9 protein-coding genes and 1 pseudogene are annotated in these 13393 nt (G+C 46.5%); 1 reads left to right on the forward strand and 9 read right to left on the reverse strand.

The window, feature by feature from the left end; all coding sequences use genetic code 11:
* From ABIX36_RS22670 to ABIX36_RS22680, 3 genes are all read right to left on the reverse strand, one after another.
* A partial coding sequence (locus tag ABIX36_RS22670) for a cadherin-like beta sandwich domain-containing protein (protein WP_348084449.1) occupies nucleotides 1–2449 on the reverse strand: 2449 nt, incomplete at its 3' end.
* 274 nt (nucleotides 2450–2723) lie between these two features.
* Nucleotides 2724–4673: an amylosucrase gene (locus ABIX36_RS22675; protein WP_348084450.1), complete on the reverse strand. Its 1950-nt coding sequence runs from the start codon at nucleotides 4671–4673 to the stop codon at nucleotides 2724–2726.
* A gap of 28 nt (nucleotides 4674–4701) precedes the next feature.
* A complete protein-coding gene (locus ABIX36_RS22680; RefSeq protein ID WP_348084451.1) occupies nucleotides 4702–6060 on the reverse strand; it encodes an MFS transporter in 1359 nt (452 codons plus the stop codon).
* Nucleotides 6061–6306: 246 nt separating this feature from the next.
* On the opposite strand from ABIX36_RS22680, the gene ABIX36_RS22685 reads away from it, so the two are divergent.
* Nucleotides 6307–6699 carry an ACT domain-containing protein gene (locus tag ABIX36_RS22685; RefSeq protein WP_348084452.1) on the forward strand — a complete coding sequence of 131 codons (393 nt, stop codon included), beginning with the start codon at nucleotides 6307–6309 and terminating at the stop codon, nucleotides 6697–6699.
* Between the two features lie 7 nt (nucleotides 6700–6706).
* Here the strand turns inward: ABIX36_RS22685 and ABIX36_RS22690 are convergent, their stop codons facing one another.
* The 6 genes and pseudogenes from ABIX36_RS22690 to ABIX36_RS22715 form a co-directional block, all read right to left on the reverse strand.
* Nucleotides 6707–8311 carry a Na+/H+ antiporter gene (locus tag ABIX36_RS22690; RefSeq protein WP_348084453.1) on the reverse strand — a complete coding sequence of 535 codons (1605 nt, stop codon included), beginning with the start codon at nucleotides 8309–8311 and terminating at the stop codon, nucleotides 6707–6709.
* 142 nt (nucleotides 8312–8453) lie between these two features.
* On the reverse strand, nucleotides 8454–8885 hold the full coding sequence (locus ABIX36_RS22695) for an SRPBCC domain-containing protein (protein ID WP_348084454.1): 432 nt from the start codon (nucleotides 8883–8885) through the stop codon (nucleotides 8454–8456).
* 151 nt (nucleotides 8886–9036) lie between these two features.
* Nucleotides 9037–10329: a PAS domain S-box protein gene (locus ABIX36_RS22700; RefSeq protein WP_348084487.1), complete on the reverse strand. Its 1293-nt coding sequence runs from the start codon at nucleotides 10327–10329 to the stop codon at nucleotides 9037–9039.
* Nucleotides 10330–10368: 39 nt separating this feature from the next.
* A pseudogene (locus tag ABIX36_RS22705) lies at nucleotides 10369–10671 on the reverse strand (PAS domain-containing protein); the annotation flags it as partial.
* A gap of 18 nt (nucleotides 10672–10689) precedes the next feature.
* On the reverse strand, nucleotides 10690–12327 hold the full coding sequence (locus ABIX36_RS22710) for a PAS domain S-box protein (RefSeq protein ID WP_348084455.1): 1638 nt from the start codon (nucleotides 12325–12327) through the stop codon (nucleotides 10690–10692).
* A gap of 247 nt (nucleotides 12328–12574) precedes the next feature.
* Nucleotides 12575–13306 carry a GDSL-type esterase/lipase family protein gene (locus ABIX36_RS22715; RefSeq protein ID WP_348084456.1) on the reverse strand — a complete coding sequence of 244 codons (732 nt, stop codon included), beginning with the start codon at nucleotides 13304–13306 and terminating at the stop codon, nucleotides 12575–12577.
* Between the last annotated feature and the right edge of the window lie 87 nt (nucleotides 13307–13393).

Genomic DNA, 13393 nt, shown 5'->3' on the forward strand with positions numbered 1-13393 from the left:
CCGAGTAAAAGTAGGTGCCCGGCTGTTGCAGCGTTCCATTAACGGCGTGCCCATCGAAAGCATTGCTGTAGTTGTTATAGCCCTTTGTGGCATAAATAACCTGGCCGTTGCGGTTGATAATGCTTACCGTATTTTGCGGGTAGGCCGTAATGCCATCTATGGTAAAGCGGTCATTAATACCATCGCCGTTTGGCGATATTGATTGGTGAACCGTCAACTCGCTGTTTGCCTGAGCCTCCGGGCCGGGCTGGCTTTGTACCACCTCTATATTATTGTTTCTATTTGCTGCTGCTAAACTACCCGGCGGCGGGGCCTTGTTCACTATAATTGTTACCTGGCGTTTGGTTTCCCCATCGGTTGCCGTAATATCTACCGGGATGGTGGTGCTGGCCCCTGTTAATGTTACATATAAAGAAGTATTATAAGCCCCATTTATTTTAATTGATGCATTCCTGACCTTAGGAACAATGTAGAGCTGCACAGTGCTTACGCCGCTACTCACTTCAGACGTCCATGTATCTGTTGCGCCCACGCGTGCCAGCGGTGTCCCCGGGTTTATAGTCATGGTGCTTATCCCCGTATCGTGTGAAACTTTTTTTACATTTATGATGATCCATCGTGTAGTTACTTCGTCTTCTGCTATGATTTGCACATTAAAGGCATAAGGAACAGGCATTATTTTAGATGGCGTATTTTGCGCCGTAAGCTCGCCGTTTATGATTATCGTCGCCGGGTCGATCGTCCCAACAGTAAGCCGGAAAGTATCGCTGGTTATTTCCGCGTTCCATGTATCAGATGTACCTACACGTTTTAGTGTACCATTGGTTATAACAAGGTTATTGATCCCCGTATTGGATCCTCCCCCCTTTTTTACCAACAGGGTAACCTGGCGTTTGGTTACGCCATCCTCCGCCGTGATCTCTACCGGGATTGTTGTTGTGGCGCCGCTTAAGGGCACGGGGGCCGAAAGCGTGTTTTGCGCAGTAGCCGCCCCATTTACTTTTATCGTTGCCGGGTCCTTGGTGCCGAAGGCAAACTGGGCACTGGCTAAATTGGAGCTTACGGTGGCCGTCCACGTGTCTGTTGTGCCCACACGGGTAAGTACACCGGGGCTCATGGCCATATAATTGATCCCTGTATTGTTAGACCCCGCCTTGTTTACTCTTATCGTTAACAATCGTTTTGTTATCCCGTCTTCCCGCGTTAGTTCAACCGGGATAATTGTGATTGCGCTGGTAAGCGTTATTGGGGCCGAAGCAGTGTTTTGGGCTGTTGCCACCCCGTTTATGGTTATAGTTGTTGCATTTATGGATGCAACGGTGAGCGTTACGCTGTTTACACTGTTGCTTACCGATGCAGTCCAGCTATCCGTTGTGCCCGACCGGGCCAATGCACCTTCGCTAATTGCTAATAAGCTCATGCCCACGTCGTTTAGGCCAACCCTTATCACATGTGCTGTATATGTTTTTTTAACACCATCCGAAGTGGTTACTACCGTACTGATGGTATTTGTACCTACAACTAATGGTATTGGTGCCGAGGCCGTACCGCTGCTTACTGTTGTGCCGTTTACTTTTATTGTGGATAGCCCGGCGGTATTATCGTGTGTTGGTGTAATTGTTATAGCGGCCGCGGCGTACGGTACTTTAACAGAATAATCCTCGATAAGGGGGTGGAACGCAGGGGTTAAAGCTCCTGCGCTAATTGCCAGGCTGGTAAGTAGTGGCGGGCGCTTTATCTTTATGTTATAATATGTTTTACCTAATTGCTGTTTCGCTGTTACAACTACAGTAATATCCGTAACCCCCTCCGGAACTTGTAAATTTAGCCGTCCGGAAATATTATTAATTCTTTCAACGGCAAGTGGGTCATGAGTAATTGGCGTAATTGATACCCACGATTCTCCGGGCGGTAACACCAATTCATAATTGGTTATGTCCGGAGAAAACGCCGGGGTCAAAATTCCTGTAGTAACGGCGAGAGAAGATAATTTGGAGTCGGGTACTTCAACGGCTAATTGTAAATGATAGGTTTTAACCGCCCCGTTCTCTGCGGTGATGGGTAAATATATATCAACTCCTGCGTAAGCAATGTAGTACCCGGTCAGAGGCAAGCCGTTAGGAAAGTTGCTCGCATAATAAGTTTGGCCGTCGTAATCTGAAAAATATGAGGCATGCGAATCTGCAAAAGAAATGGTTATATCAGGTATTTCTGTTCCGGCAGGAAATGTTATCTTATAATTCAGGATTGCCGGATCGAAGGGGTGATTGAAAGTGCCGCGACTTGCAGTAATGAGCCTTAAATTATTATTACCCGATAGCGTATCTGCCTTGGCTCGCCCATGCACACTGTCGGCACAAGCTAAAATCATGGCTAAGATAAAAACGGCCCGAAACATCGCACGACTTTTTACCATCAGATTTTTGAAGGGAGGTAGTTGTCTTTCCATGGAGTTTAAATTAATAGAAAATGGAATAACAAAGCTTAGGTTAGCTGGGGCTATTAATATTTCAAATATACAATTGCGACTGAAATTAAACAAGTTATGAATAAATAATTCTAATAAACGACCCTATCCAATAAATAACGAGTCGATGTCTAACAACCAACAGGCTGGGCGCGGTACTATGGAAGCGGCTTAGTGCAGTAGCTATCTTTTTGTTGGCGTGCCGAAAAATTTCTTCGAAGGAACCACATGGACAGCCCGGCATATTTGTTATTGCCTACATCGCTTCTAACAAATGAAATCCATATGGTTTAATGATAAGGTATTCTTCGTTGCTGCCGGGGGTAAATTCCTTTTCTGCCCAATGGTCGTAAAGTGTAGTAACTGTGTTGCTGTGCTCTCTAAAGGCATACCAGGTTAAAAAGGCCTCGGTTTCGCTAAAGTTGAAAATGCAATAAAGCTGTTTGCCATTATGCTCGCGCAGGTAACCCGCCACATGGATGTTATAGGGCGGTAACCAGGTGATGTTGGAGTAATCGGCCACTACAGGCAATTTCCTGCGAATGCTGATGAGTTTTTGCGTTGCCGAGAAGATCCTTTGTTCGGTAGCGCCGGGTTTATCTATCAGTTTATTCTTTTTCCAGTCGATAACGGGGCGGTGCATCCAGCGGTTATCATAGCTTTTACCGGGGTCGGTTAGGTAGGAGTAATCATTGGTGTAGCCCAGTTCGTCACCATAAAATATCATGGGCACGCCGCCTAAAAAGAAGCTATGCGCCTGCATCAGTAAAATTTTGGCAATCGCGGTTTCAATAGCGGATTCGTCTTTCTCCGCCGAGGCTTTTTCCAGTCCGCACATCGCAGCCAGCGAGCCGCTGATGCGGGCATCGCCGGTTTTGGGGTTAACAGAAAACAGAGCACCGGTAGACGGGCTCCCCGGGAATTTACCAGAATAGTACTCCCACAAAAACTTGCGGTGCTCCTGCGGTTCAAAACCGCCCGCCCGTATGATGCTATCGTCGTAAGCCAAGCCAATATCATCGTGGCAGCGGGTATAGGTTATCCATGTAGCACCTTGCGGTTTCTGCGCAATATCGTGCTGGGCGCCCAGCATTACGCGGGTTGTGCCGGTGGCCAGCATATCCCATTGCAGGGCCATCTGGGTAGCATTGTAAGCAAAATCGCATTCCTTACCTTTAAATAAGCCGCTGCCAAAGTATTTCATAATATCGCTTGGCGCGGCAATAGCTTCGGCCAGCAGGGCCATGCCCGGGGTAGCGGCAAGCACACATTGTTTTATCAGGCGTAAAATAGTGTGCGTTTCGGGCAGGTTCTGGCAAATGGTACCCAGCTGTTTCCAAATGAAGATAGGGGCATCTATCCTCAGGATATCCACACCCAAATTGGCGTAGAACAACACGGTATCTACCATATCAACAAATACGGCGGGGTTGGTGTAGTTCAGGTCCCACTGGTATCCGTGGAAAACCGTCATCACCCATTTATTGCACCCGGGCACAAAAGTAAAATTGCCGGGCGAGCTTTCCGGGAAGATCTCGGGCATGTGGCGCTCAAATTGCTCCGGTATGGGGCTGTCGGCATCGTACATGTAAAAATAGTCCTGGTATTTGGCATCGCCTTTTTTAGCTTTTTCGGCCCATTCGTGGCGGCTGGAGGTGTGGTTCAGCACAATATCTACCATCAGGTACATATCTGCCGCTATCATTTTTTGTTGCAGGGTACCAAGGTCCTTCATGGTGCCAAAACGCTTATCCACCTTCCGGAAATCGGATACCGCGTAACCGCCGTCGCTTTCGCCTTCGGGGCTTTCAAATATGGGGAGCAGGTGTAAAAAATTTACGCCAAGCTTTTCAAAGTACTCCAGTTTGTTGCCCAGGTTTTTCAGGTTGCCGCAAAAACGGTCAACGTACAGGCTCATGCCGGTAATGTCGTTGCTCAGGAACCAATCGCCCAGGGCGGCCTTTTCATCGTCTTTTCTTTTTAAGGCGGCCCCGCGTGCCACGTAGGCTTTTATCACCATATCTATCAGTTGGCTAAAAAGCTGGCCGCCTGCCGGGTGCCGGGCATATAATTCGTTATACAGCTCCTGTAGGGTTGCGGCGCTGGCTATCATCCGCACATAAAACGCGTTATCGGCCCCGGCGATATCAATCTTATTCCGTTTTAACGCAGCGTTAACCTGCTGATGTAATTGCGAATTATACACGTTGTTAGAGTTTATATTTTACCACAAATTAATGCCCGCAACCTACGGGCATCGCTATCTCGTCGGCATCGGTAACCACGTCTTTTTTAATGCGGGTGGTTGCCAGCGCGGCTAATAACAGCAGTACGCCTGCAAAGCTTATCGCGTTTGCGGGGTCATCGCCCAGCAGGTGCTTGTAAATATACCCAAAGCTAAGGGTTTGCAATATCATAGGCACTACTATCATCATATTTATAATGCCCATATATACCCCGTAGCGCTCTTTGGGGATGCTGCCAACCACCATAATATAAGGTACACCCATCATACTTGCCCAGGCCACGCCAAAGCCAACCATCGGCGCAAACAAAAGCATCTTGTCGGTAATATGCACAAACATTAATAAGGCAAGGCCCGCCATGGCTAAACAGGTAATATGCACATATTTGGCGCTGAACTTCCGCGCCAGCCAAACCAGGCCAAACGCCGAGCAAAAAGTGACAATGTTATAAAAGCCATTTACCTTGCCTGCCCAAACCACAGCTTCCTCATAAAGCTCCTTATTACCATCGGGGGTAGTGTGGTAAACAGATTTGGCAATGCTGAGCGATACGAACTGCCAGTAACAAAACATAGCGTACCATTGAAAAAGGTATACCAGTGACAGTTTCCACATGATGCCAGGCATATCTTTTATGGCCGAAAATATTTCTTTTATAGGCTCAAAAGCACCGCGTTTACGGGCTTTTAGCTCGGCAAGTTCTTCCGCCGTTGGCGGGATTTCCGGCGTGGTTAGTACCGACCATACCACCGATACAATGGAGCAAACAGCTCCCACAAAAAACGACCCGAATACCCAGTATGGAATACCAGAGCGCCCATCGTCGGTAGTGGTTTCGCCGGTAATGATGTTTTTAAAAAAGCCAAGCGAAAGGTTGGCCAGCGTAATCCCCAACCCGGTAAAAAAGCTTTGGGTGAGGAAACCCATGGCGCGCTGTTTCTCAGGGAGCTTATCGGCAATAAAAGCGCGATATGGCTCCATGGCGGTGTTGTTTGCGGCATCCAGGATCCAAAGCAAGCCAGCCGCCATCCACAAGCTGCGGCTAAAGGGGAACACAAACAGGCAAAGGCTGCAAAAAATAGCCCCAATTAAAAAGAAAGGTTTGCGCCTGCCCCAACGCGGGCTCCAGGTTTTATCGCTTAGGGCACCTATAATGGGCTGGATGAGCAAACCTGTCATCGGGCCCGCTAAATTTAACAGGGGGAGGTCCTCCGGCCGGGCGTGTAAAAAGGTGTATAATGGGTTTATGGCACTTTGCTGCAAGCCAAAACTGTATTGGATGCCAAAGAACCCAACGTTCATGTTGATGATCTGCCAAAAGCTGAGCCTCGGTTTAAAGAATGCCATAAGGCGTATGGTTAGTAATTAATTGGTTGTACAAGAAGAAAACAATATACGATTAGCTTTGATAGGATAAAATTTATCGGGCTAAAAAACGATGTGTTATCTTGGCAATTAATATTTGGCCTGTAATATTTAACTACATTTAACCGCCACTATAATAAACGAGGCGACAAATGGGAAGCTGCAGTTTGCCATTTTACGCCCGCCGACTTGAAGGCGTTTTATAAACATAGTTTGAACTGAAATAGCATGAGCGGCGTAACCGATATCCAAACCCTTCTGAAAACCATGACGCCCGAGCTGCATGCCGGTGAGTATGTGTTTTGCACAGTGCCAAACCTCGACGGCATTAATATGGCAGATGTTGTTTGTTTTTTTAGAGAGGCGGAGGCAATAACCATCATTGCAAGCAAAGAAACAGCGGATGCCTTATGCCTGTCATGCGTTTATGTTGCCGCCTGGATAACCTTAACGGTACATTCTTCTTTACAAGCCGTTGGGCTAACCGCCGCTTTTTCGGCAGCGCTGGCCAAAGCGGGGATAAGCTGCAATGTTATTGCCGGGTATTATCATGACCATATTTTTGTGGCTCATACTGATGCGGGAAAAGCGATGGATGCGCTACAGGCATTGCAGGGATAGCGACAGGTTAATCCCCCTCTTCCTGCAAACGCTCCTCTTCGAGGTCGAGGCGGTTTTCTATAATGCGGATAATGTCATCGTCGAACGCGTCTTTTTTGCGAAAGGTGTGCAGTTCTGCGCGTTCATGCTCTGTTACTTCCATCATTACCTTTTTAAAACGCTTAAACAGATCGGCCGCGACGGCCCGTTTTTCATCGTTATCTATGGTCCCGTTATAAAGTTCAACCTTATATTTCAGCAGGTTAAACCGGTGTTTCAACATCTCGTTATTTTCGAGATCACTACCGTAGTGTGAACTTAATTTATCCGATGCCGCCGAGAGTAGTTGCAGTTCAATTTCCAGCACCTGCTGCTCGTCTGTTTTTTCGCTCTGTATGCCCTCGGGTTTTATCCATTTGATCATCAGCGGTAAAGTGAAGCCCTGCCCAACCAATGTGATAATGATCACCATAAAAGTGATGAATAAGATGAGGTTGCGATTTGGGAACGGGTGGCCATTCAGCGTTAATGGAATAGCCAGGGCCGATGCCAACGAAACCACACCGCGCATCCCCACCCAGCTTAACACAACCGGGTTGCGCCAGCCGGGCCTGTTTTGTGCTACGGTAATATACTTGCTGATGAATTTGGTAAACACAGCCGAGAACAGAGCCGAAACCAACCGCACCAGGATAACCACCCCGGTTATAATAAGGGCGATCTTAAACGCTTCGCCCAGTGATACCGCTTTAACCCCTTCAATAATGCCGGGCAATTGCAGGCCTATCAGGAAAAACACCACCGCGTTCAGCATAAAAACGATAGATGGCCAAACCGCGTTTGATTTTAAGCGGCTGCTATGACTAAGTACATAATGATTTTTGTAAGAGATGAACAGCCCGCCGGTAACCACAGCCAGTACGCCCGACGAATGCACGGTTTCCGCAGCAAGGTAAATGAGATAGGGCAATACTAAAGAAAAAGCGATATCCAGGTTGCTGTTGGTGGGAAGCCAGCGATAAATGGCATAAAACGCCAGCCCAAGCAGCAAGCCAATGGCGATGCCCGATATAACTACCAACACAAAGCCACCCGCAGCATTATACCAGACAAAGGTACTGCTGATAATGGCCGCCAAAGCAAAGCGAAAGATCACCAAACTGGATGCATCGTTCAACAAGCTTTCGCCCTCCAGTATGGCTACCATACCCTTTGGTAATTTGGTGAATTGCAGTACCGATGTTGCGGCGGCGGCATCGGGCGGGGAGATGATAGCCCCTAATAAAAAGCCTTGCGCCAGGGTAAAACCAGGGATAAGTAACCAGCTAACCCAGGCCACCGCGCCAGCGGTAAGCAGTACAAAACCCAATGCCATTACAATAATAATACGGCGCCATTTCCAAAGCGCTTTCCACGATGTGTTTTGGGCCGCATCGTATAAAACGGGTGGTAATATGATCAGGAAAACCAGGTCGGGGTTGATATGCACATCGGGGATTCCCGGAATAAAGCTGATGACCAGCCCGGCTATCACCAAAAAGATGGGGTACGCAATTTTTAACTTTTTTGACAGCACCACCAAAAATGAAACACTAAGGATAAGGGTTAAGCAAAGGAGTAAAATTTCGTGCATGTACAGGCGAAGCTAATGGAGATGAAACATGCCTGTAAGATAAATGTTTAAAACAGCAAAGTAAAACAGGCTGCCGGAAAATTTTCCGGCAGCCTGTTTGCCTATAGTTTAAGATGAGCTGTTTTCCGATATAGCAAGACAGCTATTCGCTTTTTTCCACCAGTTTTTTTAATCCCTTTAGTATTTTATCCCAACCCTTTTTTGAGCGCTTGTACCGTTTTTCGGCATCGTCTCCTTCGCCAACATCATCGGTGATGGACAGGGTGGTCTCGCCGTTTTGGTAAGTGAGCTTATCGGTTACCGTAGAACTGGTTTTGCCTTGCTTGTCGCTGGCGTTGCGCAGGCTGTATTGCAGTAATTTCTCCGGCTCTATGGCCAGTATTTTGCCCGTAAGCTTTATGGGGACTATCCAAAACATTTTCCCTTTAAAGGTAATTTTACTCCCTTCTTTCCAATCGGAAGCTACCTTGCATTTAAAAAAGTATTCTTTTGTTTTTTCGGGGTTGGTCAGCGCGTCCCAAACCTGCGCGGGTAGCGCTTTTATCGTAATACTCTTTTTTACAACGTAATCCATTGGGCAAATTGTAAGGGTAAATAATTGGCCGGGCCGCATAGCTGGGGATGCCAATAACCCGATACATACCTTTCGGAACAAAAAAAATGCCAGTAATGAATTGTAAATCAATTAGGAATATAAAAATAAGGAAGCGAAGCACGGGCCTGCGTTAGCCATTATAGGGCACTACGTTGGTCTTATCTGTTATATCGCCAATAACACTGTCAAGCTCGTTTGCCGACAGTTTTAAATATTCCATGATCTGCTCCCGTGCTTCCGGGGTGTCTATGGCGTCGCTTAATAGAGGTACAAGGCCCATGATGCGTGCAAGCGGGGCTCTTACAAGGTGTGATTGCATCCACGATATTTCCTTCAGCTTCTCGTTCTGTTGCTCAATGGCGTTAATATATTTTAACCTGTCGGTAATATCGTTAGCTAAAATGATGCGTGCGTTTTTCCCCTGGTATTGGATATTGGCGCTTTTAATATCAACCATAATAACCTCGCCGCTTTTTTTCATATGCCTTATAACACCGGAAATCTTATACAGCGGTTGGTCTTTGTATGCGTCTAAGATATCTTCCAGTTTTAGTATGTCTTCAGCCGGCCTTATATCTTTAATGGTCATTAATAAAAACTCTTCGCGGGTATAGCCATACAAGTCTATTGCCGCCTGGTTCATATCCAAAAACCGCAGGGTATCTACATCAAACACCCAATTTGGCAGCGGGCTTAACTGGAATAACTCGCTGTAGCGTTTTTGTGAATCTATTAAAAGCCTTTCGGTTTGCTTCCGTTCGGTTACATCTTTAAAATAAGCCGAAAGCCCGTTGGCCGAGGGATAGGCACTTATTTCATACCATTTTTTTAAAGGAGGGTAGTAGTCTTCAAAGTGTACCGCGCGGCCTGTTGCTACTGCCGTGTGATACTGTTGGTAGGATGCAGAACCGATAGATTCGGCAAAAACATGCCAAAGATTGTGGTTAAGCATTTCGCTTTTTGGCTTGCCCAGCACTTTCTCTGCCATGTTGTTCCAATAGGTCACCATCCAGTTTTTATCTACAGCAAAAAAGGCATCACCAATGCTTTCCAGTATCACGTTCCTTTCTTCCAGTGCGGCTTTGGCGCGGGCTTCGGCTTTCACACGGGCATCAATATCCTGGAAACTACCATATACCCTAACACATTTGCTATCAACAAATTCCGGTTCGCCTACCACCCTCACCCAGCGGGTATTGCCTTTGGCGGTAACTATTTGGCACTCTACATCAAGGGCGTTGCCTTTTTGTATCGTGTCTTCCAGCAACTGCACAATGGTGTCCCTATCGTTCCCCTCCCGGTAAAAGGTAATGCCTGTTTTCAGATCCGGTTCAAAACCAGGTTCCACTTCGTGAATTTGCTTGGTTATTTTAGACCAGTAAACGGTTCCTTTTTGCAGGTCTAACTCCCAGCCGCCCACCATAGCCAGGGTGGTAACCTTACCAAGCAGATTCTTAAGTTCTTTCTTATCGGTTATATCCTTGCCAACGGCAAAGATCAAGCCCTCCTCGCTTGCGTTACTGGCCGTCCACGATAGCCAGATCACTTTACCCGATTTGGCAACAAACCGGTTTTCGAAGTATAGGGTTTGCTTTTGACCGATGAAGCTTTTTAGCCGGTTTTTACTGGTCTCCAGTTCGTCCGGATGCAGAAATTCGCCAAGTGTTTTAGAGAGGATCTCCTCTTCCGAATATTCCAGCAAAATGCTCATGGCCGGGTTAACCTTTTTAAAACAATAATCGGTGCCGATGATGCAAAGGATATCCGGCGCAAAGTTGAATGCCTAGTTTAGCTCCTGTTCCAGTTGCTTTCTTTTTATTTCGGCGCCCAAATGATGGCTCAGGTCTGTAAATAGCTTCAGTAAGTTCTCATTGGCATGGTCGCCGTTACCCAAACCCAATAGCAATGCCCCAATGGTTAAATTACCCGATATAAGCGGGATCGCGTAAGCCGTATTTACCCCGGCTTTTTTAGCAGCGTCTTTCCGCAAAAACGCTTCCTTTTTATTAAAATCGTCCCAAAACTGTATTTTGCCGGTCTTCCATGCGCCGCCTGGAAGACCTTCTCCCTTATTAAATCTATTGATGTGCGGGGTGTCTCGATAGAAAGCCTGCATCTCGTCTGTTTGCGAAAGATAAGAAGTTAGGTTGATCCTGTTTTTATCTGCACCGATCATCCAGATCTCGGCAAATTTAAAGTGCCCGTAGTTAACCAGGCTATCCAACAGCCTGTCCAGTAATTCCGGCAGTTCCGTTGGTTCATTAAACAAGGCGCTGATATCCGCAAACAAAGCACTCTGCAGTTCTTCGTTTTTGCGTTTCGTTACATCGCGCTCTATCGAGATCCAATGGGTGTACCAGCCGTTCTCGTCGGCAACGGGTGTGAGCGTAAAATTGATCCAAAATTCCTCACCGGTCTTTTTATAGTTGAGGAGGGTGGCCTCGCAAGGCTGCCATTTTCGCAAACTTTCACCCAGGCGTTTAAGTTCGTTCTTATCAGTTTTTGGCCCGTGCAAAATCCTTGGCGTTTTACCAACAACCTCATCTGCTGTGTAGCCGGTCATGTTAGTAAAAGCCTCGTTCACATATAAAATGCGCGGACCGGGCTCATCAAATGGTTCTGCTTCGGTGATTAAGACCGAATCGGTAGTGTTGGTTATCACCGACTCTAACAGTTTTAGATGATGCTCTTCTTTCTTTTGTTTGGTAATATCCCTGATAAATACGGATACGCCTCCTGCCGAGGGATACACCCGGTTTTCCTGCCAAAGCTGCAGCGGGGCGTAAAAATCTTCGTTGCAAACGTATTTTTTCTCGATAAGGGCGGTTTGGATGGCCTGGTAGGTCGCCGACCCAACGGCATCGGGGAAAACGTCCCAAATGTATTTCCCAAGGAGCGCCCTTAGCTCCATACCCACCATTTTTAACACCCGCTTATTAGCATAGGTGTAACACAAATTCCCATCCAGCGATATAAAACCGTCTGTCATGGTGTCCAGCATCTCGTTTATCTGGTCGCTTTGCTTTCTAAATTCAAATTCGGTTTTCTTCTGGTCAGAGATATCGGCAAAATTGCAAACTATCGCTTCTATGCCGGGCTCGTTAAGCATATTGGTGAATGTGCTCTGCAGCCAAATGTAGTGGCCCAGGGTATGTTTTAACCGAAAACTACAGTTTTGCGGAACGCCTGTATCTAACACGCTTTGCAGCATGCCAGCAACGTATGAGCGTTCATCGGGATGTATGGCGGTAAAAAGAGGAGCCTCGGGCAGATCGGCATTGCCCCAGCCGTTAATTTTACGGGCAGATTGGCTACTGTAGATAATGCTGAAGGATGTATCGAGCAACAACAGGCCGAAATAACTATTTTCTAATAGTTTTTCGATACGAATGTCGGTGTCTATCAACCTTTGGTTTATCATGCAATAGAATCAGAAACTAAAAGAAGCCAAACGGGGGACGAATGCCTATAAACAAAGCTAAATATTAATAATGGTTTATTTTTATTGGCTCTGTTTATTGCTAACATACAGCACTTTAGCTACTAAAATTGAATTTTTTGCAACTTTCTGTAAATAAACAGATGATGCTGGCAAAATTGGTAGTTAGTTGTACGTTGCAGCTGGTATAAAGTTGCTAAAACGTGGCAAATAAAGTTAAAGAAGGGGTTTACTTCAGCGCCTTTTTTATGGCTTTATCCGTAGCATCGGCCATAATTTTATAGCCCGCAACATTGGGGTGTACGCCATCGAGGGTTAATTCGGCTTTTTGGCCGTTGCGGCTATCTGCCAAAGGCGTAAAATAGTCTAACAATGTGATGCTGTTTGCCGTGGCGAAATCTTTTATCAGTTTGTTCAGAGCTATTATTTTATCGGCCGGTTGCAGCCCTTTTCGCCAGGGGTATTCATAAACAGGCAGGTAGGCGCACAAGATCACCTTAATATGGTTTAACTGTGCCAGCTCTACCATCGAGCGAATGTTATCCATAATACGGTTGTTGGTTACATGCCCCTGTGTGCCGGCAATATCATTACTGCCGGCCAGTATAATTACGGCGGCAGGGTTTAGGTTTATTACATCCTGCCTGAAACGGAGCAGCAATTGCGCGGAGATCTGCCCGCTTACACCGCGGTCAATGTAAGCTTTGTTATTGTTGAAATATTCGGGCACCAGTGCTTTCCATCGCTCAAAAATAGAACTCCCTAAAAACACCACCCGTTTTTCGCCCTCAGCAGGAGGAGGCAGCGTTTTGTTTTCCGCTTCGTAATGGCGCAGGTCGGCCCAGTCGTCGCTAAAATCTTCTTTTACCACTATTGCTTTTTTAACGGTATCGGGGGCTTGCTGGGCAATCAGGGTGGTTGATAGTAACAGGGCGGGCAACAATAGCGCTAATTTCATCATTACAGGTTTAATGGGGTGTATAGGCAAATCTACATTCATTTATAAAAAAACAGAAGCGTTTTAGGCTTGATTTTTTATGGCGGATAT

Source organism: Mucilaginibacter sp. (genome assembly GCF_039925265.1).
GTDB lineage: Bacteria > Bacteroidota > Bacteroidia > Sphingobacteriales > Sphingobacteriaceae > Mucilaginibacter.